General features: G+C 69.4%; 25 protein-coding genes and 1 tRNA gene. 11 read left to right on the plus strand and 15 right to left on the minus strand.

Translation table 11 applies throughout. The features are described from left to right. Positions 1-72: 72 nt before the first annotated feature. The gene (locus G6N31_RS04000; RefSeq protein ID WP_098004523.1) at positions 73-822 is read left to right on the plus strand and encodes an SDR family oxidoreductase; all 750 of its coding nucleotides are present in this window, start codon (positions 73-75) and stop codon (positions 820-822) included. A gap of 79 nt (positions 823-901) precedes the next feature. On the opposite strand, the gene G6N31_RS04005 is transcribed toward G6N31_RS04000, so the two are convergent. The 7 genes from G6N31_RS04005 to aceE form a co-directional block, all read right to left on the minus strand. Beyond that, the gene (locus G6N31_RS04005) at positions 902-2,335 is read right to left on the minus strand and encodes an acyl-CoA carboxylase subunit beta (RefSeq protein ID WP_098004522.1); all 1,434 of its coding nucleotides are present in this window, start codon (positions 2,333-2,335) and stop codon (positions 902-904) included. An 18-nt stretch (positions 2,336-2,353) separates the two neighbouring features. Beyond that, positions 2,354-3,607 (minus strand): 3-oxoacyl-ACP synthase KasB, encoded by a 1,254-nt coding sequence (gene kasB, locus G6N31_RS04010; RefSeq protein WP_098004521.1) that lies wholly within the window; start codon positions 3,605-3,607, stop codon positions 2,354-2,356. 48 nt (positions 3,608-3,655) lie between these two features. Next, the gene (gene kasA, locus G6N31_RS04015; RefSeq protein WP_098004520.1) at positions 3,656-4,906 is read right to left on the minus strand and encodes a 3-oxoacyl-ACP synthase KasA; all 1,251 of its coding nucleotides are present in this window, start codon (positions 4,904-4,906) and stop codon (positions 3,656-3,658) included. Further along, the gene (acpM, locus tag G6N31_RS04020; RefSeq protein WP_098004519.1) at positions 4,903-5,202 is read right to left on the minus strand and encodes a meromycolate extension acyl carrier protein AcpM; all 300 of its coding nucleotides are present in this window, start codon (positions 5,200-5,202) and stop codon (positions 4,903-4,905) included. The genes kasA and acpM overlap by 4 nt, the downstream gene beginning before the upstream one ends. Before the next feature lie 73 nt (positions 5,203-5,275). Beyond that, complete coding sequence (locus G6N31_RS04025; RefSeq protein WP_098004553.1) at positions 5,276-6,196, minus strand: ACP S-malonyltransferase; 921 nt, start codon at positions 6,194-6,196, stop codon at positions 5,276-5,278. A gap of 143 nt (positions 6,197-6,339) precedes the next feature. Further along, complete coding sequence (locus G6N31_RS04030) at positions 6,340-7,626, minus strand: PucR family transcriptional regulator (RefSeq protein ID WP_098004518.1); 1,287 nt, start codon at positions 7,624-7,626, stop codon at positions 6,340-6,342. A 49-nt stretch (positions 7,627-7,675) separates the two neighbouring features. Continuing rightward, positions 7,676-10,465 (minus strand): pyruvate dehydrogenase (acetyl-transferring), homodimeric type, encoded by a 2,790-nt coding sequence (gene aceE, locus G6N31_RS04035; protein WP_098004517.1) that lies wholly within the window; start codon positions 10,463-10,465, stop codon positions 7,676-7,678. 194 nt (positions 10,466-10,659) lie between these two features. On the opposite strand from aceE, the gene G6N31_RS04040 reads away from it, so the two are divergent. The 4 genes from G6N31_RS04040 (at position 10,660) to G6N31_RS04055 (ending at position 12,443) form a co-directional block, all read left to right on the plus strand. Next, positions 10,660-11,238 (plus strand): Rv2240c family protein, encoded by a 579-nt coding sequence (locus G6N31_RS04040; protein ID WP_098004516.1) that lies wholly within the window; start codon positions 10,660-10,662, stop codon positions 11,236-11,238. A gap of 104 nt (positions 11,239-11,342) precedes the next feature. Beyond that, on the plus strand, positions 11,343-11,771 hold the full coding sequence (locus G6N31_RS04045) for a DUF3052 domain-containing protein (RefSeq protein ID WP_098004552.1): 429 nt from the start codon (positions 11,343-11,345) through the stop codon (positions 11,769-11,771). Positions 11,772-11,773: 2 nt separating this feature from the next. Further along, positions 11,774-12,232, plus strand: a complete 459-nt coding sequence (locus tag G6N31_RS04050) for a peroxiredoxin (RefSeq protein WP_098004515.1) — start codon at positions 11,774-11,776, stop codon at positions 12,230-12,232. A gap of 136 nt (positions 12,233-12,368) precedes the next feature. After that, a tRNA-Val gene (locus tag G6N31_RS04055) sits at positions 12,369-12,443 on the plus strand. A gap of 12 nt (positions 12,444-12,455) precedes the next feature. Here G6N31_RS04055 and G6N31_RS04060 read toward each other — a convergent pair. The 3 genes from G6N31_RS04060 to G6N31_RS04070 form a co-directional block, all read right to left on the minus strand. Beyond that, positions 12,456-12,896 carry a hypothetical protein gene (locus tag G6N31_RS04060; RefSeq protein ID WP_098004551.1) on the minus strand — a complete coding sequence of 147 codons (441 nt, stop codon included), beginning with the start codon at positions 12,894-12,896 and terminating at the stop codon, positions 12,456-12,458. 1 nt (position 12,897) lies between these two features. Further along, the gene (locus tag G6N31_RS04065) at positions 12,898-15,465 is read right to left on the minus strand and encodes a multicopper oxidase domain-containing protein (protein ID WP_234815392.1); all 2,568 of its coding nucleotides are present in this window, start codon (positions 15,463-15,465) and stop codon (positions 12,898-12,900) included. Positions 15,466-15,526: 61 nt separating this feature from the next. Then, positions 15,527-17,236 carry an amidohydrolase gene (locus G6N31_RS04070; RefSeq protein ID WP_098004513.1) on the minus strand — a complete coding sequence of 570 codons (1,710 nt, stop codon included), beginning with the start codon at positions 17,234-17,236 and terminating at the stop codon, positions 15,527-15,529. Positions 17,237-17,298: 62 nt separating this feature from the next. Here G6N31_RS04070 and G6N31_RS04075 point away from each other — a divergent pair, with 62 nt between their 5' ends. Beyond that, positions 17,299-18,279: a cobalamin biosynthesis protein gene (locus G6N31_RS04075; RefSeq protein ID WP_308207718.1), complete on the plus strand. Its 981-nt coding sequence runs from the start codon at positions 17,299-17,301 to the stop codon at positions 18,277-18,279. Here G6N31_RS04075 and G6N31_RS04080 read toward each other — a convergent pair. Genes G6N31_RS04080 through G6N31_RS04090 form a run of 3 tightly spaced genes read right to left on the minus strand, consistent with a single transcriptional unit; the run spans position 18,233 to position 20,218 of the window. Next, the gene (locus G6N31_RS04080; protein WP_098004512.1) at positions 18,233-19,054 is read right to left on the minus strand and encodes an SURF1 family cytochrome oxidase biogenesis protein; all 822 of its coding nucleotides are present in this window, start codon (positions 19,052-19,054) and stop codon (positions 18,233-18,235) included. The two genes, G6N31_RS04075 and G6N31_RS04080, sit on opposite strands and share 47 nt — an antisense overlap. A 2-nt stretch (positions 19,055-19,056) precedes the next feature. Then, a complete protein-coding gene (locus G6N31_RS04085) occupies positions 19,057-19,548 on the minus strand; it encodes a low molecular weight protein-tyrosine-phosphatase (RefSeq protein WP_098004511.1) in 492 nt (163 codons plus the stop codon). Then, the gene (locus tag G6N31_RS04090) at positions 19,541-20,218 is read right to left on the minus strand and encodes an HAD-IA family hydrolase (RefSeq protein ID WP_098004549.1); all 678 of its coding nucleotides are present in this window, start codon (positions 20,216-20,218) and stop codon (positions 19,541-19,543) included. Before G6N31_RS04090 ends, G6N31_RS04085 begins: the two co-directional genes overlap by 8 nt. Positions 20,219-20,332: 114 nt before the next feature. Between G6N31_RS04090 and G6N31_RS04095 the strand changes: the two genes are divergently transcribed. Genes G6N31_RS04095 through G6N31_RS04105 form a run of 3 tightly spaced genes read left to right on the plus strand, consistent with a single transcriptional unit; the run spans position 20,333 to position 23,267 of the window. Beyond that, on the plus strand, positions 20,333-21,460 hold the full coding sequence (locus G6N31_RS04095) for a Nif3-like dinuclear metal center hexameric protein (RefSeq protein WP_098004510.1): 1,128 nt from the start codon (positions 20,333-20,335) through the stop codon (positions 21,458-21,460). After that, the gene (locus tag G6N31_RS04100) at positions 21,457-22,194 is read left to right on the plus strand and encodes a zinc ribbon domain-containing protein (protein WP_098004509.1); all 738 of its coding nucleotides are present in this window, start codon (positions 21,457-21,459) and stop codon (positions 22,192-22,194) included. The genes G6N31_RS04095 and G6N31_RS04100 overlap by 4 nt, the downstream gene beginning before the upstream one ends. Then, entirely contained in the window at positions 22,191-23,267 is a 1,077-nt protein-coding gene (locus tag G6N31_RS04105) for a bifunctional RNase H/acid phosphatase (protein ID WP_098004508.1), read from the plus strand. The genes G6N31_RS04100 and G6N31_RS04105 overlap by 4 nt, the downstream gene beginning before the upstream one ends. Here the strand turns inward: G6N31_RS04105 and G6N31_RS04110 are convergent. Continuing rightward, positions 23,258-23,836 carry a helix-turn-helix domain-containing protein gene (locus G6N31_RS04110; protein WP_098004507.1) on the minus strand — a complete coding sequence of 193 codons (579 nt, stop codon included), beginning with the start codon at positions 23,834-23,836 and terminating at the stop codon, positions 23,258-23,260. The genes G6N31_RS04105 and G6N31_RS04110 overlap by 10 nt on opposite strands. A gap of 46 nt (positions 23,837-23,882) precedes the next feature. On the opposite strand from G6N31_RS04110, the gene G6N31_RS04115 reads away from it, so the two are divergent. After that, a complete protein-coding gene (locus G6N31_RS04115; RefSeq protein WP_098004506.1) occupies positions 23,883-24,800 on the plus strand; it encodes an NAD(P)/FAD-dependent oxidoreductase in 918 nt (305 codons plus the stop codon). Beyond that, a complete protein-coding gene (locus G6N31_RS04120; protein ID WP_098004505.1) occupies positions 24,797-25,414 on the plus strand; it encodes a class I SAM-dependent methyltransferase in 618 nt (205 codons plus the stop codon). Before G6N31_RS04115 ends, G6N31_RS04120 begins: the two co-directional genes overlap by 4 nt. 48 nt (positions 25,415-25,462) lie before the next feature. Here G6N31_RS04120 and G6N31_RS04125 read toward each other — a convergent pair whose 3' ends face one another. Continuing rightward, positions 25,463-26,677, minus strand: coding sequence for an RNA-guided endonuclease InsQ/TnpB family protein (locus tag G6N31_RS04125; protein ID WP_098004504.1), 1,215 nt, complete (start codon positions 26,675-26,677; stop codon positions 25,463-25,465). Positions 26,678-26,689 lie beyond the last annotated feature (12 nt).

Raw genomic sequence — 26,689 nt, forward strand, 5'->3', positions numbered from 1 at the left:
ACAAACAGTACTTGTCGGAAACTCGAAAATATGGGTTTCTCATTTGTCGATAGCGTCGCTAACGTCGGCGTCATGAGCACACTCGAAGGTAAATCCGCAGTCGTGGCTGCCGGCGCGAAGAATCTCGGCGGCCTGATCAGTACCACGCTGGCGGCCAAAGGGGTCAACGTCGCGGTCCACTACCACAGCGCGGCCAGCGAGCAGGATGCCGACCGGACCCTGGCTCAGATCCAGGAGGCCGGTGTGCAGGCCGTCAAGGTGCAGGGTGACCTGACGGTGCCGGCCAACGTCGAGAAGCTGTTCGACACCGCCGTCGACGCCTTCGGAGGTGTTGACATCGCGATCAACACCGTCGGTCGGGTGTTGCGCAAGCCGTTCACCGAAACTACTGAGGCCGAATATGATTCGATGTTCGACATCAACGCCAAGGCGGCGTACTTCTTCCTGCAGCAGGCCGGCAAGCGGCTGAACGACAACGGGTCGGTGGTGACCATCGTGACTGCGTTGCTGGCGGCCTACACCGACGGCTATTCCACCTACGCCGGTTCCAAGAGCCCGGTGGAGCACTTCACCCGGGCCGCGTCCAAGGAATTCGGCGAGCGCGGCATCAACGTCAACAACGTCGCGCCCGGCCCCATGGACACCCCGTTCTTCTACCCGCAGGAAACCCCCGAACGGGTCGAATTCCACAAGTCCCAGGCGATGGACAACCGGTTGACCGACATCACCGACATCGCGCCGCTGGTGGTGTTCCTCGCCGACGAAGGCCATTGGATCAACGGTCAGACCATCTTTGCCAACGGCGGCTACACCACGCGATAACTCGATTGCTGGCGCCAACAGACAAAATCAGCGATGTCCCGCCAGTTGCCAGCCGCGGGATGCTATTCCGCGCGCGGATCTACAGCGGGATGTTCTTGTGGCGGCCGCGGCGCATCGGCGCCTCGGCCAGCGCCTGGGTCAGCTTGGACCGCGTGTGAGCCGGGTCGATCTTCTCGTCGACCACGCCGATCTCGATCGCCGAATCGACACCGCCGGCGATCCTCTCGTGCTCGACGGCCAGCGCCTCGTGCAACGTCTCACGCTCGGCCGGATCCTCGACGGCAGCCAGCTTCTTCTTGTGCAGGATGCCGACTGCGGCCTTAGCGCCCATCACCGCGACCTCCGCGTCGGGCCAGGCGAACACCTTGGTGGCGTTGAGCGACCGCGAGTTCATCGCGATGTAGGCGCCGCCGTAGATCTTGCGGGTGACCAGCGTGACGCGCGGGACCGACGACTCGCCGAACGCGTGCAGCAGCTTGGCGCCGCGGCGGACCACGCCGCCCCATTCCTGGTCGACCCCGGGCAGGTAGCCGGGCACGTCGACGATGACGACCAGCGGGATGCCGAACGCGTCGCACAGCCGCACGAAACGCGCGGATTTCTCGGCGCTTTCGGAGTTCAGGCAACCGCCCAGACGCAAGGGGTTGTTGGCGATCACGCCGACGGTGCGACCGGACAACCGGCCCAGACCCACGACGATCGACGGCGCCCACTTGCCCTGAAACTCGTCGAACGGCACACCGTCGTCGAGCAGCGCCTCGATCAGCGGGTGCACGTCGTAGGCGCGGCGCGCCGACTCGGGCAGCAGCGCCTTGAGGTCGGTGTCCTCAGCCTCGGCCTTGCTGCGGTCGAAGATGCCCTGCTGGCAGAACAATCCGACCAGGCGGCGGCCCCGCTCGTAGGCGTCGAGCTCGTCGTCGGCGACGATGTGGCAGACGCCGGACTTCTTGTGGTGGGCGTCGGGCCCGCCGAGGGAGACCATGTCGACGTCCTCGCCGGTCACGCTGCGCACCACGTCGGGGCCGGTGACGAAGACCTTGCTGTCGGGCGCCATCACGATCACGTCCGTCAGCGCCGGACCGTAGGCGGCACCGCCGGCGGCGAAGCCGACCACCACCGAGATCTGCGGGATGTAACCCGACGCACGGATCATCGCCTCGAAGACCAGGCCCACCGCGTGCAGCGCCTTGACGCCCTCTGCCAGCCGCGCTCCGCCGGAGTGCCAGATGCCCACGATCGGGCTCTGCTCGTCGATGGCCACGTCGTAGGCGTCGACGATGTGCTTGCAGCCGTCGACACCCATGGCGCCACCCATCACGGTGCCGTCGGTGCAGAATGCGATCGTGCGGACGCCGTTGACGGTGCCGGCCGCGGCCAGCACACCGGACTTGTCGCGCTCGTGCAGCAGCTCGACGCTGTCGGCGTCGAAGAAGGTCTGCAGCCGCAGCAGTGGATCGCGCGGATCTACGGATTCATTGCTGGCTTCGGGGGCCCGGTTCTCGATGGTCGTCATGAATTCTCCTGTGCCGGTTCAGTACTTCCCGAAGGCGAGTGCGACGTTGTGCCCGCCGAATCCGAAAGAGTTGTTGATGGCGTACTTGTAATTACCAGGTCGTGCCGTGCCCGCTACGACGTCGAGGTCGATGTCGGGGTCGAGGTTCTTCAAGTTCAGTGTGGGCGGTACGACTCCGTCGCGCAGCGCCTGCACGGTCAGGATCGACTCCACCGCGCCGACCGCCCCGACTGAGTGGCCCAGCGCGGACTTCGGTGCGTACACCGCCGGTCGGTGCCCGCCCATCGCAAGGTTGATCGCGTGTCCCTCGGCCACGTCGCCGACACTGGTGCCGGTGGCGTGCGCGTTGACGTGGTCGATGTCGGTGGCTTTCAGGCCGGCCAACTCGATGGCGCGCGTCATGGCATAGCCGGCGCGCTCGCCATTGGGGTCGGGCGCCACCATGTGGTAGCCGTCGGAGGTGATGCTCGCGCCCATCATCCGTGCCAGAATCGTTGCGCCACGGGCCTTTGCGTGCTCTTCGGTCTCGATCACCATCAGGGCGCCGGCCTCGCCGAACACGAAGCCGTCACGGTCGCGATCGAACGGCCGGCACGCCCCGGCGGGGTCGTCGTTGTTGGTGGACATCACGATGCGCATCTGCGCGAAGCCGGCGATCGGAACCGCCTCGATGCGCTGCTCCACGCCGCCGCAGATCGCGATGTCGGCTTCGCCCAGCACGATCTCGCGCCAGGCCTGCGCGATGCCCTCCGAGCCGGATGCGCACGCCGAGACCGGTGTCACCACACCGGCCTTGGCGCCGCGTTCCAGCCCGACGACCGCAGACGGGCCGTTGGGCATGTACATCTGGCACGCGAGCGGGGACACCGAGTCGATGCCCTCGTCACGCATCCCGTCATAGGCGAACACCAGGGCCTCGGCGCCGCCCAGGCCGGTCCCGATCGAGACCAGCAGACGCCGGGTGTCGACCCCGGGGGAGCCGGCGTTGGCCCAGACCCGCCGCCCGAGGACGGTGGCCATCTTCTGCGGGTAGGACATCCGACGGTTTTCCTCGTCGGTCAGCTCCCCGTCGAACTCCTCGAGCAGATGACCACCGATGCGCACCGGCAGGTCGAACTGCTCGACGAACGGATCGTCGAGACGGCGGATGCCGCTGTGTCCGGCCAGCAGCGCCTTCCAGGTGCCTTCGGCATCCGTGGCGACGCTTGTCGTCATCGCCATGCCGGTGACCACCACGTCGGGCAGTCCGCTCCCAGTTGTCGGCGTTGCCATGTCGAGACGCGCGTCCTTTCTGCGGGTCTGGGTCAGACGCTCGTGGACCTAGTAGCGACCGAAGGCCAGAGCGACATTGTGACCACCGAACCCGAACGAGTTGTTGATGGCGTACTGGTAGTCGCCATACCGTGGCTCGCCCGCAACGACATCGAGATCGATCTCGGGGTCCGGGGTCTCGTAGTTCAGCGTCGGCGGGATGACGCCGTCGCGCAACGCGAGGACCGTGAGCGCCGATTCGAGGGCGCCGACGGCACCGATCGAGTGGCCCAGCGCCGACTTCGGCGCGTAGACCGCGGCATGCTCCACCCCGGCGACACGGATGGCGTTGGCCTCCGCGGTGTCGCCGATCGGGGTGGCGGTGGCGTGCGCGTTGACGTGCGAGATGTCCTTGGGGGACAACCCGGCCGTCTCCATCGCCCGCTTCATCGCCTGCCCGGCACGCTGTCCGTCGGCGGCCGGAGCCACCATGTGGAACGCGTCCGAGGTGATGCCCGCACCCATGAGCCGGGCCAGCGGCTTGGCGCCGCGGGCCTTGGCGTGCTCCTCGGTCTCGATGATCATCATGACGCCGGCCTCGCCGAACACGAAGCCGTCGCGGTCCTTGTCGAACGGGCGCGACGCCCCAGCAGGGTCGTCGTTGCGCGTCGACATGGCGCGCATCATCGAGAACGCCGCGATGGGCAGCGCCTCGATGCCGCCCTCCACACCGCCGCAGACGGCGAAGTCCGCGTCGCCCATGACGATCTGGCGCCACGCGTGGGCGATGGCCTCCGACCCCGACGAGCACGCCGACACCGGGGTGATGACCCCGGCCCGGGCGCCCAGTTCGAGACCGGCGACGGCCGCCGCCCCGTTGGGCATGATCATCTGAACCGCGAGCGGGGACACCTTGCGGGGCCCGCCCTCGTTCATCGCGTCATAGGTCTCGACGATCTTCTCGCCACCGCCGAGGCCGGTGCCGATGACGACCGAGAAGCGGTCCGGATCCACCTCGGGGGTGCCCGCGTTGTCCCAGAGACGTCGCGCCAGCAGCTTCGACATGCGCTGCACGTAGGACATGCGGCGCATCTCGATGCGCGACATGTGACTGTCGACGTTGTCGACGAGGTGGCCGCCGATTCGCACCGGCAGGTCCCACTTGTCGACGAAGTCGTCCTCGAGGATCCGGATTCCGCTTTCGCCGGCCAGCAGACCCTTCCACGTGCTCTCGATGTCCGCCGCGAGGGCCGTGGTGGCCTCAATGGCGGTCACCACGACGTTGGGAAAACCGCCGTTAGCAGTGGAAGGACGGGTCACTTGTCGCCCTGGATCTGAGCGCGGATGGCAGCAGCAGCTTCGGGGTTCTCTTCCTCGAGCTTCTGGATGTAGGCGACAACGTCACCGACGGTGCGCAGGCCGGCGAGATCCTCGTCGGGGATCTTCACGCCGTACTTGTCCTCGGTCTGCACGGCGATCTCCACCATCGACAGCGAGTCGATGTCCAGGTCGTCGACGAACGACTTCTCCGGGGTGACCTCCGACGGCTCGATACCGGTGACCTCTTCGATGATCTCGGCGAGACCGGCGATGATTTCTTCTTGGCTGGCAGCCACGGTGGCTCCTTCTATTTATCGGTGGGTGTTACTTCGAACGAATGTGAACAAGGTGATGCAGTTGTTCAACTGGTCAGCTGCGGAGTGCTTCCGCGAGCCCATCCAGGTCAGCGGGGGACTTGACGGCGTGCGTCGGAACCCCCCGAAGTTCTCGTTTGGCGATGCCGGTCAGCGTTCCCGCGGGCGGGAACTCCACGATCGCGGTGACGCCCCGCTCCTTCATGGTGGCCGTGCACAGGTCCCAGCGCACCGGCCGCGTCATCTGCGCGACCAGCTTGGCCATCGCGTCGGCGGCCGACGACACCGGGCGGCCGTCGGCGTTCGACAGCAGCGTCACCGTCGGCTCGGCCGGGTTGATGCGGTCGGCGACGGTGGCGTAGCCGTCCAGCGCCGACGCCATGTACTGGGTATGGAATGCGCCCGCGGTGGCCAGCGGACGGATGCGGGCCCGAGCCGGCGGATCCTCGGCCAGCTTCTCCAGCGCTGCGAGCGCCCCCGCAGCGACGATCTGCCCGGCGGCATTGCGGTTGGCCGGAACCAGATCCAGCGCCTCGAGGCGCGCCAGCACCTCTTCCTCGTCTCCGCCGAGCAGAGCCGACATCCCGGTGGGCTCCAGGGCGCAGGCCTTGGCCATCTCGGCGCCGCGGGTCGCGGCCAGTGAGACGGCCTCATCTGCGGAGATGACCCCGGCGATCGCGTAGGCGGCGATCTCACCGACCGAGTGCCCGGCGGCGATGATGTCCTCGTCTCCGGTCAGCACACCCCGCGAGCGCAGTTCTTCGTAGGCGAGCAGGGTGGCGGCCACAACCAGCGGCTGCGTCACCGCGGTATCGGTGATCTCCTCGGCGGTCGCGGTGGCGCCCAGGCGGCCCAGGTCCAGCCCGCTGATGTCCGACCAGGCAGCGATCCGCTGCGCGGCACCGGGCAGCTCGAGCCACTCGGCGAGCATGCCGGGTGTCTGAGATCCCTGTCCGGGCGCGAGGAATGCGAGCACAGTCTTGTCGGGCACGTCTTTAAGAAAACATTGTGAAGACGGTTTTGCCCGGTGTAAGAGACTATGAACTCTTTCTTATGTTTTTGTAGGTCCTCCACAAATCCGCATGTGATGCGACGCCATCGAGACCGCACCGCAACATCTCACTGGTCCTCGGGGCCGCGAGGTGTGACCCGCGCAACACCGCTGAGCTCCCCGGACGGCAGGTCCTGCGCGGTGCCCTGGTGGGTCTGCCGGGTGAGGCGCCCCAGCGTCGAGGCCACCCGCAGCACGTAGGCGTCGCGCGGGACGGTCGGATCCCGCCCGGTGAAATCGGCGATCCGGCGCAGTCGGTAGCGCACCGTATTTGGATGAACGAACAATTTCCGTGCGCAAGCTTCTATGGCCCCGCCGGCGTCGAGATACGCGTCGAGGGTGTCCATCAGCGCCGGACCGGCGTCGGAGAGCGGCCGCATCACGTCGGCCTCGAGCGCGGCGGCCGCGGTGACGTCGCCGAGCAGCGCGCGCTCCGGGAGCAGCTCGCGTGCCGCGACCGGCCGCGGCGCACCGGCCCAGCCGGCGACCGCGTTCATGCCCGCGATGGCCTCCGTCGCGCTGCGGTGGGCCGCCGCCAGCGTCGGCGCGGTCGGCCCGATCACCACCGGTCCGTCGTCGAACACCTTCATCAGGTCGGCCAGGAATCGGTCGGTCGGGGACAGACCTCCGGACACGATCGCCACCAGCCAGGTGCCGTGCACGTCGGTCAGCGCCGCGCGGTGGTGCCGGCCCGCCGCTTCGTGCACGTCGTCGCTGGAGAACTCGGCGCGGTCGCGCCGGGGCAGACCGACGATCACCGTGGCCGGGGCCGTGGCATCCCAGTTCAGCGCGGCGGACTGAGATTGGAGTTCGGGACCGACGTCACCGCGCACCACGGCGTCGACGATGTTGGCCTCCATGCGGGTGTCCCACGCGCCGCGCGCCTCGGCCTGGTCGGCGTAGGCCGACGCGGCGGCGAAGGCCAGGTCGCGGCTGTAGCGCAGAATGCCCGCGGTCAGCGCGGCCAGCTGCTCCTCGTTGCGGGCCAGCAGCGGGACCACCTCTTCGAAGAACTCCATCGTCACGCGCACCATCTCGACCGACTGCCGCAGCGCGATGCGCCGCCGCAGATCCTGGGGTACCACCTCGAAGGCCTGAGCGGTGTAGCTGACGTCGCTGCGCGGATCGCGCATCCACTCCACGAAGTTGACCACGGCGGTCTGGACCACCAGCTGCACGCTGGCGCGCTGCGAGGCCTCGAGCTCGGCGAAGAACGGCAGCCGGTCGCCCATCGCCTGCACGGCCTCGGTGGCCAGCCGGCCCGAGTACTGCTTGAGCCGGCGCAGCGTCGATTCCGGGACGGATTCGAGCACCTCGACCGTCGAGCTCGGCGGGATGAACCGATTGTCGGGCATTCCTAAAAGCTACGCCTTGGTTCTGGCGAAAACCTCCAAGAGCAGGTCGCTACGCAACTCCGGGATCAGATGTCTGCTCCGGCGCCGCCATCACATCGTCGATCTCGTAGCGCCGGGCGGCCTCGACGGCCACCGACATGTCGATGTTGCCGTCCCGGGCCAGGCCCTGCAGGACGGCCACCACGACCGACTCGGCGTCGGTGTTGAAGTAGCGGCGTGCCGCGGGGCGGGTGTCGGAGAAGCCGAAGCCGTCGGTGCCCAGCGTGATGAAGGTGCCGGGGACCCAGGGCCGGATCTGCTCGGGCACTGCGCGCATCCAGTCCGAAACCGCGACCACCGGGCCCGCGGTCTGGCCCAGCACCTCGGTCAGGTACGGCGTGGCGGCGGGCTTGTCGGGGTGGCGCAGCCGCTCCCGCTCGATGGTCACGCCGTCGCGGTTGAGCTCACCCCAACTGGTCACCGACCACACGTCGGCGGCGACGTCCCACTCCTCGGCCAGCAGTTCGGCGGCCTTGAGCGCCGACGGCATCGCCACCCCGGAAGCCAGGATCTGGGCGACGTTGGTGCGCTTCTGCGCGGCGGGCTGATAGCAGTAGATGCCGCGCAGCAGCCCCTCGACGTCGAGCCCCTCCGGCTCGCCGGGTTGCACATAGGGCTCGTTGTAGATGGTCAGGTAGAAGTAGATGTTCTCGGGATCCTCCCCGAACATCCGAGCCAGACCGCTTTCGATGATGTGGGCGATCTCGTAGGCGAACGCCGGGTCGTAGGACACCACGGCCGGGTTCGTGGCCGCCAGTAGCAGCGAGTGCCCGTCGGCGTGCTGCAGACCCTCGCCGACCAGCGTGGTGCGCCCGGCGGTCGCGCCGAGCACGAAGCCGCGGGCCATCTGGTCGGCCGCCGCCCAGAACGCGTCACCGGTGCGCTGGAAGCCGAACATCGAATAGAAGATGTAGATCGGGATCATCGGCTCGTTGTGTGTCGCATAGGACGTGCCGACCGCGGTGAAGCTGGCCGTCGAGCCGGCCTCGTTGATGCCCTCGTGCAGGATCTGGCCGACTTCGCTCTCCCGGTAGGCCAGCATGAGCTCGGCGTCGACCGAGGTGTAGAGCTGGCCGTTGCGGTTGTAGATCTTGAGGTTCGGGAACCACGAGTCCATCCCGAACGTGCGGGCCTCGTCCGGGATGATCGGCACGATGCGCGAGCCGATGTTTTTGTCGCGCAACAGTTCCTTGAACGTGCGCACCGTCGCCATCGTGGTGGCGACCTCCTGCTTGCCCGAGCCCTTCTTCACCGCCTTGTAGGTGTCGGGGCCGGGCAGCGGCAGCGCCTTGGACTTGGTCCTGCGTTCCGGGATGAAACCGCCCAGCGCGCGCCGCCGGTCGAGCATGTAGCGGATCTCGGGGGCCTCCGGGCCCGGGTGATAGTACGGCGGCAGGTAGGGGTTGTCCTCGAGTTCCTGGTCGCTGACCGGGATGCGCTGGACGTCGCGGAAGTCCTTGAGATCTTGCAGCGCAAGCTTTTTCATCTGATGGGTGGCGTTGCGTCCCTCGAAGTGCTTGCCGAGCGTGTAGCCCTTGATGGTCTTGGCCAGGATGACGGTGGGCTGGCCCTTGTGGTCCAGCGCCGCGTGGTAGGCCGCGTAGACCTTGCGGTAGTCGTGACCGCCGCGCTTGAGATTCCAGATCTCGGTGTCGCTCATGTTCTCCACGAGGGCCTTGGTGCGCGGGTCGCGGCCGAAGAAGTGGTCGCGGACGTAGCCGCCGTCGTTGGCCTTGTAGGTCTGGTAATCACCGTCAGGGGTGGTGTTCATCAGGTTGACCAGCGCGCCGTCGCGGTCGGCGTGCAGCAGCGCGTCCCACTCGCGGCCCCACACCACCTTGATGACGTTCCAACCCGCGCCGCGGAAGAACGATTCCAGCTCCTGGATGATCTTCCCGTTGCCCCGGACCGGACCGTCGAGACGCTGCAGGTTGCAGTTGACGACGAACGTCAGGTTGTCCAGGCCCTCGAGCGCGGCGACGTGGGCTAGGCCGCGACTTTCCGGCTCATCCATCTCACCGTCGCCGAGGAAGGCCCAGACGTGCTGGCCGGAGGTGTCCTTGATACCCCGGTCGTGGAGATAGTGGTTGAACCGGGCCTGATAGATGGCGTTGATCGGGCCCAGGCCCATCGACACCGTGGGGAACTCCCAGAAGTCGGGCATCAACCGCGGGTGCGGATACGACGGGATGCCACCGCCGGGATGGCTGTGCTCCTGACGGAACCCGTCGAGCTGGTCGGCGGTGAGCCGGCCCTCCAGATAGGCCCGCGCGTAGATGCCCGGCGAGGCGTGGCCCTGGATGAAGATCTGGTCACCGCCGCCGGGGTGGCTCTTGCCGCGGAAGAAGTGGTTGAACCCGACCTCGTAGAGCGCGGCCGAGGACGCATACGTCGAGATGTGCCCGCCGACGCCCACCCCGGGGCGCTGCGCCCGGTGCACCATGATGGCGGCGTTCCACCGGATCCACGCCCGGTAGCGGCGCTCGACTTCCTCGTCGCCGGGGAACCACGGTTCGAGCTCGGTCGGGATGGTGTTGACGTAGTCGGTGGAGGTCAGCGCCGGCAGTGCGACGCGCTGCTCGCCGGCGCGTTCGAGCAGCCGTAGCAGCAGGTACCGGGCCCGGGCCGGGCCGGAACGCTCGAGCAGGTCGTCGAACGATTCCAGCCATTCGCCGGTCTCTTCCGGGTCGATGTCGGGCAGATACGATGCGACGCCTTCCCGAATCACTCGAACCCTGTCGGGTTCGCCTGAGCCGCTTGAGCTTTGGGCCAGATCCTGGCGCACGAACTCGGTGGTCAACTTTCCGCTCCTTGTTAGGCGGTGGGGTTTACGCGCGCGCCGGTCGAGTGGGTGTGCTCTCGTGGCGCGTACCTGTCAATCCTTCACCAATCCTGCCCCATCCGCGCTGCCGGGTGGGGGTGGAAAGACCAGGCTGCCTCAGCGGTGCCCAACATCGGGATGAAACGGCAGGTGAAAAGGTAACGTCTGGCAACGTGCTGATCGGTTGGCGGAGCGCCCCCCGGGCGCGCCTCGCGGCCCTGATCACCGGAAGCCTCGCCGCGCTGGCCATGGTGGTCGTCGGGTGTACCCACATCACCGACGGGGAGGTCTCGGTGGCCCCCGGACAAGCACAGCAGTACCGGTCGTCGGTATCGGCGTCGATCGCGGCGTCGGCGGCCAGCTCGAGTGCCCGCGAAGCGCAGCGGCGGGAGGCGCTGGCGACCGAGGCGATCCTGCGCTCCTGCGAGGAGATGAGCTCGAGCAGTGCCGACGCCGTCGGTGCGGTCAACACGTACGTCGACGCGCTCAACGCCGACCCGGCGCAGGCCGCCGCGGCGATGGGGCCGGCGATCGACGCACTCAACATCAGCGCCGATCGGGTGGTCGCGACCCTGTCCGACGCGTTACCCATCGAGCTGCGCGATGCCCTCACCAGCTGGATCGACGCTGCGCGCGGGGTGGCCAGCGCCATCGCGGGCAACTATCCGGTCGTGGAGATCAACGCCGCGATCGCGCGTCTGAACGACACCAAGACCGCCGCCCTGGACCGATGCGACGCGGCTTATCGATGAACCTGGGGCGACCTGTCTCGCTCGACAGCTATAGCGTGCGACGATAGAGCGCGTATGTGGCCGAGCGCACCGTGCGCCCGGTGGTGACCGAAGGAGGACTGACCGTGGTGTCGGCGGGTGACCCCCCGAACTACGCCCGAAGGCTGGGCATCCAAAAAGATCAGGTTGTCCAGGAGTTGGGCTGGGACGAGGACACCGACGACGACATCCGGGCCGACATCGAGGACGCGTGCGGCGGTGAGCTGCTCGACGAGGACGCCGACGAGGTGGTCGACGTGGTGCTGCTGTGGTGGCGCGACGGCGACGGGGATCTGGTGGACACGTTGATGGACGCCATCACGCCGCTGGCCGACGACGGTGTCATCTGGGTTGTCACTCCCAAGACCGGTCAGGCGGGCCACGTGCTGCCCGCCGAGATCGCCGAGTCGGCGCCGACGGCGGGGCTGATGCAGACCTCGTCGGCGAACCTCGGTGATTGGATCGCCAGTCGGCTGGTGCAGCCCAAGTCCAAGGCCGCCGGCCGGCGGACCTGACGGTGCTCGCTGTCGGCGACAGCGCGCCGGACTTCACCCTCAAAGACCAGAACAACCAACCGGTCTCGCTGCGCGATTTCCGTGGCGCGAAGGACGTCCTGGTGGTGTTCTTTCCGTTGGCGTTCACCGGGATCTGCCAGCGCGAACTCGATTACATCCGCGACCACGCGGTTGAGTTCGTCACCGACCGGGTCGCCACGCTGACGGTCTCGGTCGGCCCCTCGCCGACGCACAAGGTGTGGGCCACGCAGCGCGGCTTCACCTTTCCGGTGCTGTCGGACTTCTGGCCGCACGGGGCCGTCAGCGCGGCCTACGGCGTATTCAACGAAGCGACGGGGTTCGCCGATCGGGGCACCTTCGCCGTCGACCGGTCCGGCACGGTGCGCTTCGCCGACTGCCGGCAGCCGGGGCAGGAGCGGGACCCGGCGGTGTGGGCAGAGGCGCTGGCCGCACTGGGCTGATAGTCGTCCACCGATTGTGCACTCCTGGCGGCATTTCGGCTGTTTCTCCGCCAAGGGTGCACAACGGCGGGGAGCGCTGCCCTCGCCGGTGACAATTTCCGCTTCCGGCCCGGCGCCGTGTAGCCTGCCCGGGATCGGGCGCGTAGCTCAGTGGTAGAGCTCTGGTTTTACACACCAGCGGTCGGCGGTTCGATACCGTCCGCGCCCACCAACGTCATTCGCCTCAGCCCTCCGCCAACCACGTCGCCAGTAGGACGACGCCCAGCGAGCCCACCAGCGACGCCACAGACGCCGCCCTGGCCCGTTCGGCTTGGCCCTTGGCCTGCGCGAGGCCGTGCAGCGTCGCGGCGGCCATCACCGCGGTGAACAACACCAGCTTGAGGACCAGGATGCGACCGTAGCCCGGCTGCGCCAGCGAAGCCCACGTGACGCCGTAGTGCCACGCCAGCGTCACCCCGGTCGTGATCTGCAGCGGCAGGAAGAGCGCCATCGTGATGACGGCGAACCGCTGTCCGACGGCGCGCATGACGTCGGCGCGGTCGGCGATGGCGAGTCGTTCGCGCACCTGGGGCAGCACCACCAGCGTGATCGTCAGCTGCCCGCCGACCCACACGATCGCCCCCATGACATGGGCGAAACGCACCACGGTCCACAGGTCGAACATCTCAGTCCGTGACGGCGACGACGCCGTGCGCACCGGCCTCGGCGTGGCGCATGTCGTGGTCGACGAACGGATAGTTCCCGGCCTCAGGGAAAGTCAGCTCCACGAACCCGCCCTGGGCGGGACCGAGGTTCAGAACCTGTGCCGCGCCGCTGTTTTCGGCTGACGGCCGCAGCAGCCAGGCGCCCTCGGCGTACACGGTGTCGAACTGGCTGCCAACGACGTGGAACGCGGTGCTGTCGCCGGGGCCGGCGTTGACGACCCAGATCCGGGCGCGTTCGCCGACCCGTGCCGGCAGCGGTGCATGGTCGTACTGCGCGGCCATACCGTTGAAAGCCCAGCCGTCGGGCCGATTGGCCCGCAGGTTGTCGGTCTGGTGCTGACCACCCGGCTCGCCGAGATAGAGCTGTGAGCTGACGAGCACGTACTCGCGGTCGACCTGCGCCAGCCCGGGCGGGTCGATGATGACCGCCCCGTACATCCCGTTGGCGATGTGCAGCGACATCGGCATGGTCGAGCAGTGATACAGCCAGGCCCCGGCATGGCGAGCGGTGAATCGATAGGTCAGGCGTTCCCCCGGGGCGATCGTCCGCATCGGCACGTCCGGCGCCAGCATCCCGGCGTGGAAGTCGATGCTGTGACCCATCGAGCCGTCGTTGACCAGCGTGATCTCAAACTGGTCACCGACCTTGCCCCGCAGCGTCGGACCCGGGGCTGAGCCGGCGAAGGTCCAGCGTCGCTCGAATCGGCCCGGCGCCACCTCGATGTCGCGTTCGGTCACCGCGAGCTCGACCTTGTGCAGCGTGCCGGCGGCCGGTGCGAGTCGGGCGTCCTGCGGCGCCCACCCCGGACTCGGGCGGGCGGTCAGGTCGAGTGGCGCCGGAGTCGCTTCGTCGCCGAGGTGCACAGCGCCGGACGACGGCTCGGCGATGCTGTCGACGGCCCGCACCGACATCGTCATGCCGGCGGCGCGGTGCCCGGCGACCGTGCACCAGCCCCCGACGTCGGTGGTGATGCGGCCGAGATCGAGCATCGCGGTGTCGTTCTGCCGCAGCAGCGGCGTCCGCGCTCCGGTGTCGACGCGCAGATCGTGGGGCATCGCGTCGATGTTGGTGACCCTCAGCATGAGGTGGGTGCCGGGTGCCACGTCGAGCACCGCGGGCTCGATGCGCATGTTCTGCAGCGTGACCTCGACGGTGCGTTCCGGCCCCGGTGTGCTCGCCGGGCTGGATGCGTTCTGCCCGGGAGCCGCCAGCGTCACCGCCAGCACCACGACGGCCAGTCCGGCCAGGACACCGGTCGTGGTGCCGGGGACGTGCCGAAGGCCGGCCGCCGGCGACCCCTGCCGGGCGGCGGGCAGCGCGACGCGCAGCGCCTGGACCAGAAACGCACCGACACTCACCGCGGCCAGCGTCCAGCCGAGCAGCGGCACCGGTGCGGGCCAGTCGAAGGCCACCATCGGCACCGCCGCGTTGAGTAACAGCACGCGCAGTCGCCACCCGCTGCCGAGGAACCGGGCGATCACCTTGTGTTCCGCGGGGCCGCGGCCCAGAACGGCCGGCAGCAGCTGGGTCAGTGCCCCCAGCAGCACCTGCACGACGAAACCGACGACGAAGATCGGTAGCACGTCGGCCGTGATCGCCGGCAGCGCAGCCATCTCTCCCGCGTTGAGCAGGCGTCCGGCCTCGCTCACCACCGCGACCGTCAACCACACCACCGCCGCGCCCAGCATCCACGCGGCCGGTCCGCCCGGATGGCGCGCAACGGCGTTGCGCACGAGCGGGATTCCGACAACGCTGATGCCGGCCGCGTAGCACAGCAGCCCGCTCGCGGTCAGCCACAGAAGAGCGGAGAGCATGCCGGTCACCGCGATCGCGAGACCGGCCCACAACAGCGGCAGGGCGCGACGGGCCGCGGTCGCGGTGTCGGCACCGATTCTGGCGTGCAGGGTGACCGGCCACAGGGTGAGCATGGTGCCCAGCACCGAGAGCCCCACCCAGCCCAGCAGGGTCAGGTGGACGTGTGCCGACCACAGGCGGACGTACCAGTGTCCGGGTCCCAGCGCCAGCAGACCGCCCAGCACTGCGCCGATCGCCAGCAGCACCGCCGCCGAGGCGTAGAAGCCGGGCAGATAACCGAACGGACCCGGGGCCGTGGCTCGGGTCCCGCGGCGCAGATGGATCGCGTGCACGGCGGCGACGACGGCGACCCCAGCAGCACCCACACCGGTCAGCACCGCGGTGCCGGAGCTGACGCCGACCAGCACGGCGACCACGAGCACGTTCAGCGCAGTCAGGCCCGCGGCCAGACGTCGCGGCGGGGGAGCCGGCAGGTGGCTGAACGCCTCGGCGAAGTGCTCGGACCAGAGCACGATCGCATTGGTCACCGCGCCGAGTAGCAACGCGTGCAGCGCTATCCAGGGCGAGAGGCCCACCGTGCTGTGGAGGGTCAGCAGGCCCACCGTTACGGAGAGCCAGCCGAGCACGATCACGTTGCCCCACAGGAATACTGGGCCCCGAGGTCCGTTGCGCCGCCGAGGTGTCTGCGCTGCCTTCACATCGATGCTGGACACTCCTCCAGCCAACTCCGGCCAGGGGTGGCGGGGGTAGAGGCGTTGGTCCCGAGATGCTCGGCTAGCAGCACCCCGTGGCTTTGCGCTCGGCCAGATGGGAGTGCGCGGTGTTGTCCGCGCCGCCCACCGCGCCGAGGAACTCGTCCAGATCGATCCGACGCCCGCCCAGCCAGGTGCCCGTCACCTGAACGTCGTCGATCAGGCGTTCCGGCGCCACTGTCCGGGGATCGGCGCTGAGTTCGACGAAATCGGCCAGCTTCCCGGCCGTGATCGACCCGACCAGATGGTCGCGGCGCAGCGTGCGGGCCGCATCGATGGTCTGCGCCCGCCAGGCCTGATCCAGCGTGATCGCCTGGTCCGGGCGGTGCACACCACCGGCCCGGGTCCGACGTGTGACGGCGGTGGCGACGTTGATCACCGGCGTCGGCGGTGACACCGAGCCGTCGTTGTGCAGCGACACACAGGCCCCGGAGGCGACGGCGTCGGCGAAGGCCGCCCACCGCGCCCCGTGCTCGGAGGCGAACATCGCGCCGTCGAGCAGATCGCCCCAGTAGTAGTACTGGAACGGCGCCAGCGACACGTGCACGCCGAGGCGCGCGGCCCGGTCGAAGTGCGCGCGCGTCCCGGCGCCGCAGTGCTCGAGCCGCCAGCGGTGGTCGGTGCCCAGCAGGCCGTGCCGGGTCAGCGCATCCTCGTAGGCGTCCAGCGCCAGGTCCAGCGCCAGGTCGCCGTTGGCGTGGAACGCCATCTGCCAGCCGGCCGGGGCGGCCCGGTCCAGGATGGCGTCGAGTTGCTCGCGGCTGTAGTTCATCGAATCGACCCCGCCCGCCGTCGCGGGATCGATGCCGGCGGTGCGGGTCGCCGCGGTGTCCAGGTACGGAAACGAGATCGCGATGTTGCCGACCCACGGCGAGCCGTCGGTCCACAGCTTGACACCGGCTTTGGTCAGCCACTCCTCACCGGCGGCGAAAGCGGCGGGCTCGGAGTAGCTTTCGGTGATCGACATCTCCCACATGCTGACCCGCAGCGGGCATGACGGCGTCGCCGCCAGCGCTTCGTAGCCGGCGGCGAACTTCGGGTCGTAGGTCATGTCCGACGTGGAGGTGTAGCCGCCGCGGGCCATCAGCGCGAAGTACCGCGCCGCCGACAGCAGCGGATCACCCATCTGCGCCATCAGCGGCCCCGTCACCGCGGTGACCACGGGCAGCTCGAAGCCCTGCCCGTTCAGTGCGCCGTCGGCGGTACGCCCGTAGTGGGCCGCGACGGGGTCCGCGGGCGGGGCGGTGTCCCAGCCATAGCGGCGGATCAGGGCCGAGTTGAAATACACGCCGTGACCGGAGTTGTCGGTGATCACCGCGACCCGGTCGCCGAAGATCCGGTCGAGCTCGTCGGCACGCGGCGCGGGGTGGCCGTGCAACAGCGCGTCGAAACCCGCGAACCACAGCGGAGTGGCGGGATCGGCGCCGCGCAGGGCCTCGGCGAAGATCTGTTCGACATCGCTCCAACGTGGCGCGTCCCACGGCGCGATCGACCGGGCCGGTGACTGGGTGGCGACCCCGCTGATCAGTGGATGGCCATGCGGCTCAACGAATCCCGGACCCAGCGCGGCGACGCCGGTGTCGACGACGTCGGCGTCGGGCAGGGTGGCGTGGCACTCGTCGAGGCTCCCGACCGTCACGATGCGCCCGTCGGAAACCGCCACCGCCTGCGCCCGCGGCGCGTTCTGGTCCATCGTGACGATCGTTCCCGCGGTCAAGATCACATCGGCCATCCCGACAGTCTGGCAGCCCGGCCCAGCCCGGGCGGGGAAATCCGCTGTGAGACGCTGCCGGGGTGTTCGCCTCCGTCTTGGCTGGTCTGGGTCGTGCGGCCGGCATCGGTGCTGCCGTGGTCGCCGATGCTGCCGTCGGCGATCCGCAGCGCGGACACCCGGTGGCGCTGTTCGGGACCGCCGCGTCGGCCGTGGAGTCCCGCATCTACCGCGACGACCGCTGGACCGGCGCGGTGCACACCGCCACGTTGCTGGTCACGGTCGCGGCCGCTGCGGCGGCACTGCAACGCGCCGGTATCCGCCGGGGACCGTGGGCCGAGGCGGCGTGCGTGGGCGCGGCCACGTTCGTCGCGCTGGGCGGCACGTCGCTGTGCCGCACCGGCGCGCAGATGGCCGCGCTGCTGGGCGGCGGCGACCTCGACGGGGCCCGGCGGGTATTGCCGTCGCTGTGCGGACGAGACCCCTCGGTGCTCGACGCCGGGGGCCTGACGCGCGCGGCGCTGGAGTCCATCGCCGAGAACACCTCCGACGCCCAGGTCGCGCCGCTGGTATGGGCGACGGCGGCCGGCGCGCCCGGAGTGCTGGTGTACCGGGCCGCCAACACCCTCGACGCGATGATCGGTCACCGATCGGCGCGTTACGCTGAGTTCGGCTGGGCAGCAGCGCGATTCGACGATGTTGCGAATCTGATCGGGGCCCGGCTCACCGGGTTGCTGGTGGTCGCGTGTGCGCCGCTGGTGGGCGGCTCCCCCGGGGCGGCGTGGCGGGCTTGGCGCCGCGACGCCCGCCGACACCCCAGCCCGAACGCCGGCGTCGCCGAAGCCGCGTTCGCCGGAGCGCTGGGGATACGCCTCGGTGGCCCGACGCAGTACGCCCACCAGCTCGAGATCCGGCCCACCCTCGGTGACGGCCGCCCGCCCGAGGTGGCCGACCTGGTGCGGGCGGTGCGGCTCTCGCGGTCGGTTCAGGTGTCGGCCGCGGTGCTTGCCGTGGCCGTCAGCGCCGTCTGCCGTAGCGGTCGGCGAGCTTCTCCTCGGAGCTGAGCTCCCGCGACTCTTCCGGGTCGCGCGCCAGGGCCTTCTCGCGGCGCCGCACCTTGATCTCCGAGTACACGAAGTAGCCGACCCCGATCGGGGCGATCACCCCGAACGCGATCCACTGGATGCCGTACGAGAGAAACGGTCCGGCGTCCAGATGCGGCAGCGGAATCATCCCGAGGCCGCCGGGCTGACCGTCCACCAGCTGCAGGTACGCCGAGGTCAACGGCACCCCCGTCAGGGCCGAGATCTGCGCCGTGTTGATCGAGTACACCTGCTGGGCGCCATCGGCTTCGAACGGTGTCTTGTTCTGGGCCAGCGCCTCGGAATTGCGCAGTCGCGCCGTGATCGTCACCGGTCCGTCGGGCGCGGGTGCGATGTCCGGCACTCCCGAGCCGCCCACCGGACGGACGTAACCCCGGTTGACCAGCACTGTGGGGCCGTCGTCCACCGCGAACGGCACCAGCACCTCGTAAGCGGGTTCCCCCTCGATCAGGCGCAGCCGGGCCAGCACCTGCCGGTCGGGCAGGTACCGGCCGGTCGCGGTGACCCGCTGCCACTGCTCGTCGTCGATCGTCGAGTCCTGCTGCGGGAGCACGCTGGTCAGCGGCACCGGCTCGGCGTCCAGGGAACGGGCGATCTGCGCGTTCTCCCGCGAGGTGGTGGTGTTCTTGCCCAGCTGCCACGGCGCGAGCACGGTGAAACACAGGTAGGCGAACGCGATGACCACGACGTACAACGCCAGCCACTGCGGCCGGAGCAGAAACGCGAAGCGCCGCATGCTCAGCTGACCTTCCGGTGGGCCAACTGCTCGTCGACCCAGTCGTGCAGACCGGGCAGCGCGGCCGCGATGACGGCGAACACATCGTCGAAGTCGTCCTGGGTGCCGTAGTAGGGGTCCTCGACGTCCAGCGCGTGCGCACCCGAGCGCGGATCGAAGGACCGCAGCATGCGCAGTCGTTCGGCCGGCACGCCGGCTTCGGACAGGAACCGCAGATGGTTGCGGCCCAGCGCGATGACCAGATCGGCGGACAGGTGGTCGTCGGTGAGCTGGGCGGCACGGTGTGCGGTCGGGTAGCCGTTGCGGCGCAGCACGTGGCCCGCGCGTCGATCGGCGGGCTCACCCTCGTGCCAGTGCCCGGTGCCGGCGCTGCTCACCCGGACCATTTCGCCGAGGCCGCGCTCCCCGATCTGGTGGGCGAACATCTTCTCCGCGATCGGACTGCGACAGATGTTGCCCGAACAGACGAACGTGATGTGCAGCAGCTCAGACACCGAGCACCTCGCGCAGCTGCTCGACGGTGGCCACATGGGTCAGCGCCCCACTCGCGGAGTCGCGGAAGTCGGCGGCGCCGTATCCCCAGCCCACCACGATGGTGCCGATGCCGTGTTCGGCGGCGCCCTCCACGTCGTGGGACCGGTCGCCGATCATCGTCACCCGGTCGGGCACCGGTGCCAGCGCGGCCAGCGCGCGGGCGACCACGTCGGCCTTGCGGGCGCGGGTGCCGTCGGCGCTGGCGCCGGCGATCACCTCGAAGTGGTCGTCGAGCCCGAAGTGGGCCAGGATGCGCGCGGCGGTGGACTCGACCTTCGAGGTGGCCACCGCCATCCGCACCCCGGCCGCGCGCAGGTCGGCGAGCAGCTCGGCGATGCCGCCGAACGGCCGGTTCATCGACCAGCCACGACTGGTGTAGTCGGCGCGGTAGGCCGCGATCGCCTCCTCGGTGCGCTCACCGAGACCCAGCTGTCCGAGGGTGACGGGCATGGGCGGCCCGACGATGCGGCTGACCAGGTCGCCGTCCGGCACCGGGGCGTCCACGGCTCGCAGGGCATGGCGGAAGCTGGCGACGATGCCCTCGGCGGAATCGGTCAGGGTTCCGTCCAGGTCGAAGATCACCAGGTCGCCCGCGTTCACCGGGGCGAGGTTGTCGGCGCTGTCGAGCATCTCGGTCACGTCCCCATTGTCGCGCAGTGTCCACCGGGCCGATCCGGCGCACTAGTGTCGTGGCAGTAGTAGGCGATCTGACGGGTGCGGCAGCGAACAGGGCGAGGTGGTGCGATGACGGTGCGGCTCGGCGACATCATCGATGTGCTCGACGAGGCCTATCCGCCCGCACTCGCGCAGAGCTGGGATTCGGTGGGGTTGGTGTGCGGTGATCCCGCCGAACCGGTCGACTCGGTCACCGTCGCGGTCGACGCCACTGCCGAGGTCGTGGCCACGGTGCCCGACCGGGGGCTCCTGCTGGCTCACCACCCGCTGCTGCTGCGCGGGGTCGACTCGGTGGCCGTCGACACCGCCAAGGGTGCGCTGATCCATTCCCTGATCCGCACCGGCCGGGCGCTGTTCACCGCGCACACCAACGCCGACAGCGCCGCCCCGGGTGTTTCCGACGCCCTGGCCGAGACGCTGGGGCTGCAGGTCTGCGAGGTGCTGTCGCCGGCGCCGGCCGGACCCGCGCTGGACAAGTGGGTGGTATTCGTTCCGGCCGAGAACGCCGAGACGGTACGCGCGGCGATGTTCGCCGCCGGCGCCGGCCAGATCGGTGACTACTCACAGTGCAGTTGGAGCGCACCGGGCACCGGCCAGTTCCTGCCCCACGACGGGGCAGCACCGGCGATCGGGACCGTCGGCACCGTCGAACACGTCGCCGAAGACCGGGTGGAGATGGTGGCACCCGTCGGGCGGCGCGCCGCGGTGTACGCCGCGCTGCGCGGAGCCCACCCCTACGAGGAGCCCGCGTACGACGTCATCGCCCTGCAGACCCCGCCCGGCGACGTCGGGCTGGGCCGTGTGGCGACACTGCCCTCCCCGGAACCGTTGCCCGCGTTCGTCGCTCGGGTCCGGGCAGCGCTGCCCGCCACATCGTGGGGGGTGCGCGCCGGCGGCGACCCGGCGACGATGGTCACCCGCGTCGCGGTCTGCGGCGGGTCCGGTGACTCGCTGCTCGGCGCGGTCGCCGCGGCGGGCGTGCAGGCCTACGTCACCGCCGACCTGCGGCACCACCCCGCCGACGAACATCGCCGGGTCTGCGACGTCGCACTGGTCGACGTGGCGCACTGGGCCAGTGAGCAACCATGGTGCGGCCAGGCCGCCGAGCTGCTGCGCGCGCACTTCGGCGCGGCACTGCCGGTGACCGTGTCGCAGGTGCGCACCGACCCGTGGAACATCGAGGGAGATTGCCCGTGAAAGCCGACGTCAACCAGCAGCGGGCGCTACTGGAGCTGTCCGAGCTCGACGCTGCGCTGGGCCGCATCGCCCACCGCACCAAGAACCTGCCCGAAGCCGCCGAGCTCGCCGACGCCCAGACCGCATTGCGCCAGGCCGGTGACAAACTGGCGGTGTTGCGGCTGGCGCTGGAGGACATCGACGCCCACGTCGCCAAGTTCGAGAGCGAGATCGACGGGGTGCGCCAGCGCGAGGACCGCGACCGTGCGCTACTGGCCGGCGGCAACGTCGACGCGAAACAGCTGACCGACCTGCAACACGAACTCGACACGCTGGAACGGCGGCAGGCCAGCCTGGAGGACTCACTGCTCGAGGTGATGGAGCGCCGCGAGGAACTCGAGGCCGAGATCGCGCAAAAGCAACAAACCGTTGACGATCTGCAGAGCGCCCACGACGCCGCGCAGCGCACGTGCGACGACGCGCGCGCCGCGTTGGTCCGCGACCAGGAGGAGACCGGCGCGCGCCGCGAGCGCCTCGCCGCGCAGCTCGACGAGGCGCTGCTGGCGCTCTACGAACGCCAGCGCGCCCGCACCGGCGTCGGCGCGGGTGCACTGCAGGGCCGGCGCTGCGGGGCGTGCCGGATCGAGATCGACCAGGGGGAGTCGGCGCGCATCGCCGCAGCCGCCGAGGACGAGGTGCTGCGTTGCCCGGAGTGTTCGGCGATTCTGTTGCGGGTCAAAGGATTCTCATCGTGAGAGTGATCGTCGAGGCGGACGGCGGCTCTCGGGGCAACCCGGGTCCGGCCGGTTACGGCGCGGTGGTGTGGTCGGCCGACCACGGCGAGGTGCTGGCCGAGACGAAGCAGGCCATCGGGCGCGCGACCAACAACGTCGCCGAATACCGTGGGCTGATCGCGGGCCTGGAGGCCGCCCGCGACTTGAGCGCCACCGACGTCGAGGCGTGCCTGGACTCCAAGCTGATCGTCGAGCAGATGTCGGGACGCTGGCGGGTCAAGCATCCCGACCTCGCGCCGCTGCACCAGCAGGCCCAGCAGCTGGCCCGCGCTTTCGAACGCATCACCTACACATGGATTCCGCGGGAGCAGAACAGCCGCGCCGACGCGTTGGCCAACGCAGCGATGGACGACGCGTCCGTCCCGGCGGGGGAGTCCAGTACTCACGTGGCGACCAACCCGGCCGGCTGGACCGGTGCGAAGGGAGCGCCGACGCGGCTGCTGCTGTTGCGCCACGGGCAGACCGAGTTGTCGGTGCAGCGCCGCTACTCGGGTCGGGGCAACCCGGCCCTGACCGACCTGGGCGCCCGGCAGGCCGACGCGGCCGCCCGGTTCCTGGCCGAGAAGGGTGGTGTCGACGCGGTGGTGACCTCGCCGCTGCAGCGGGCCTACGACACCGCGGCGGCAGCGGCCAAGGCGCTCGAGCTGGACGTCGAGGTCGACGAGGACCTGATCGAGACGGACTTCGGTGCCTGGGAGGGCCTCACGTTCGGCGAGGCCGTCGCACGCGACCCCGATCTGCACGGCCGGTGGCTGCGCGACACCGCCGTCGCGCCGCCCGGAGGGGAGAGTTTCGACGCCGTCGCCGCACGGGTGCGGCGCGTGCAGCAGCGCCTCGCCGCGGACCACGCCGGGCAAACGGTGCTGGTGGTGTCGCACGTGACGCCGATCAAGACGCTGCTGCGGATGGCGCTCGACGCCGGCCCGACCGTGCTCTACCGCATGCACCTGGACCTCGCGTCGCTGTCGATCGCCGAGTTCTACCCCGACGGGGCCGCGTCGGTGCGGCTGGTCAACCAGACCGCCTACCTCTGATCGGTGTGCACGTGCACCCGCTGTCCGTGCACGCCGAACAGGGCGACGGCCTCCACCGGCCCGTCGACGGCACCGAACCAGTGCGGTGTCCAGGTCGAGAACTCCACCGCCTCACCGGGATCGATGGTGAAGTCGCGATCGCCGAGCAGGAGGCGCATCCGGCCCGACAGCACATACATCCAGTCGTGGCCTTCGTGCACCGGCAACTCGGCCGGCGGCCTGCGCCGCCGCGCGCTGATGCGGATCTTGTAGGCGTGCAGGCCGCCGGCGGGCCCGCCCCCGGTCAACGGCCAGAAGGTGATCTGGTCGCGGGTGTGGGCGTTGCCGCGCACCCGCGGATCCTCGACGGTCGGCGGCGCGAGCAGTTCGTCGGTGCTGACCGACAGCGCCGCGGCCAGCCGGGGCAGATGGTCGAGCGCGAGGCGGCGTTTCCCTGATTCCAGACGGCTCAACGTCGATACGTCGATCGCCGACCGGCTCGCCACGTCCTCCAGCGTCATCGCGCGTTGTTGGCGCAGCTGCCGTAGCCGGCGCCGCACCCGGGCATCGAAGTCGTCGTTTGCCTCCATGGCAATGTATCTTGGCAAGTCGTATGTGTCCGGGCAAGGTCGTGGCATGGACGAGATCTCAGATTGTGTGATCGTCGGCGGCGGGGCCGCCGGGCTCAGTGCCGCCCTGGTACTCGGCCGGGCTCGGCGCCGTACGTTGCTCGTGGATGCCGGCGCGCAGAGCAATCTTTCGGCGCACGGCATCGGGGGACTGCTCGGCTTCGACGGTGTGCCCCCGGCCCAGCTCTACGCCCAGGGTCGGCGTGAACTCGCCCGGTATCCGTCGGTCACCGTGCACCACGGCGAGGTCGTCGCCGCGACGCCGGACGAGGGTGGCTTCGCCGTGACGCTCGCCGACGGCGGCCGGGCTCGCTCACGGCTGCTGCTGCTGGCTGCGGGGATGCGCTACGCGTGCCCAGATGTGCCGGGCGTCCAGGAGCTCTGGGGCACCTCGGTGTTCCACTGTCCGTTCTGTCACGGGTGGGAGGTCCGGGACCAACCGCTGGCGGTGCTCGCCGACGGGGAGCAGGCCGTGCACAAGGCGTTGCTGCTGCAGGGGTGGAGTTCCGATGTCGTTGTGCTCACCAGCGGACCGCCGCGAATCCCCGACAGCGACCGTGACCGCCTCGCTGCAGCCGGAATCAGGGTCGACGACCGCGCGGTGGTACGAGCGATCGCCGAGGACGGGACGCTGGCGGCCGTGGAGTTCGCCGACGGGGACCGGCTGCCGCGACGCGGACTCCTGGTGTCGGCCACGCTGTACCAGCGAAGCCCCCTGGCCGCGCGACTCGGCGTCAGATTCGCCGGCCCCGGACCGGTTTCGGCCGAGTCCATCGACGTCGACCCGTTCTATCGCACCTCGGTACCCGGCGTGTTCGCCGCCGGTGACGTGTGTGCCCAGCTGCCGCAGGTGGCGGCGGCAATCGCAGCGGGCTCGGGTGCAGCGGCATCCGTGGTTCGAACTCTGATGGAGGAACAACGATGACCGACGACGATGTGAAGCAGCATTGGGAAGACCGCTACGCGGAGCGCCCACAGATGTTCAGCGGCAACGTGAACCGCTGGCTCGCCGAAGTGGCGGGCCCGCTGGCGCCGGGGCGGGTCCTGGACCTCGGCTGCGGGGAGGGCGCCGACTCGGTGTGGCTGGCCGAGCGTGGCTGGCAGGTGACCGCGGTCGACATCTCCGACACCGCGTTGCAGCGTGCCCGTGCCGAGGCCACCCGACGCGGTGTCGCCGACCGGATCCGGTTCCACCAGCTGAACCTGTCCGAGGAGTTCCCCGACGGGGAGTTCGAGTTGGTCTCGGCCCATTTTCTGCAGTCGCTGGTGCACCTGGACCGGAACCGGATCTTCGGCCGTGCCGCGGCGGCCGTGGCCCCAGGCGGCACCCTGCTGATCGTCGATCACGCGGCAGCGCCGCCGTGGGCCGGCCACCTCCACGACCACGTGTTCCCGACCGTCGACGAGGTGCTTTCCGTGGTGGACGACGACGGAGTATGGGAGCGGGTGCAGGCCGGGACGGTCGAACGCGAGACGGTGACCCCCGACGGCGAGCCCGCGGTGCTGCTGGACAACCTGATCGTCCTGCGGCGCCGTTGAACCGTTGACGTGCTCCCCGGACTGAAGTCCGGGGATTCCCGTGGCGGCTCACGCCGCTGTTGGGGTGCTTCCTGCTTCAACACCCACTGCCGCAGCGGGTTGCGGTCTTACACGGGCTCCACAGGCGTTTAGTCTCTCTGCCCGCCCGGCAGCGAGAATGACCTTGGCGGCGTTGTAGTCGCGGTCGTGGGTGACCTGGCATGTCGGGCACACCCACGTGCGGATATGTAGTGGGAGTTCGTCGAGCCGATGCCCACACCCGGGTGTTGAGCAGGTTTTGCTCGACGCCAACCACCGCGACACCGTGTGCACGGTGCGCCCGTAGTGGTCGGCTTTCTCGCCGATGATCTTCACGAACTGCCCCCACCCCGCATCACTGATTGCCCGTGCCAGCCGGCGATTGCGGACCATCCCAGCGATGTTGAGGTCTTCGACGTGGATCACTTGGTTGTCGCGAACCAACGCCAAAGCCTGCTTGTGGTGATAGTCCCGCCGAGCACGGGCAACCTCGTTGTGCGCGATGGCCACCTTGTACCGCGTCTTGGCCCTGTTGGCTGATCCTTTCTGCCGGCGGGACTTCTCCCGCTCCAACCTCCGCAACTTGCGTAGTTTGCGCCCCAGATGCTTCGGATTATCGACATCGATTCGATGGCCGTCGGTGGTGGCCACCGTGGCCAACCGAGCGATCCCGACATCCACCCCGACCTCTTGGTTGGTCACCGGCAGAGGCGATGCTGGAACCTCGACGACGAAACTGGCGTACAAATGCCCGTCAGGTTCCCGGATGATCGTGACCGACGATGGTGTGCTCGGCAGATCCCGTGACCAGCGCATCGCGACCTCTCCGACCTTGGCCACGAAGAGTCGGCCGTTGTCGCGGATCGAGAACCCGTTGCGGGTCAGCCGGAACGACTGCCGGTGGTCCTTGCGGGATTTGAACCTGGGACGACCGACCCGCCGGCCCTTGCGTCTCCCGCTAGCCGAGTCGAAGAAGTTGCGCCACGCACGGCGGGAGTCGTTGACCGACTGCACCAACGCCACACTGGGCACCTCGCACAACCAAGCACGCTCAGTGGTGGTCTTGGCAGAGGTGATCACCCGGCGCTGAATCTCGCTGTCGGACAGCTTCACACCGGCCCGGTGCGCCTCATCCCGCACACGCAACGCGTCGTTGAACACCACCCGGGTGCATCCGAACACCCGCGCCAACATCAACTGCTGGGCCGGTGTCGGTTCGACGCGATACCGATAACGCATCTGCATACCCACGACTGT

The organism is Mycolicibacterium duvalii (genome assembly GCF_010726645.1).
Lineage (GTDB): Bacteria > Actinomycetota > Actinomycetes > Mycobacteriales > Mycobacteriaceae > Mycobacterium > Mycobacterium duvalii.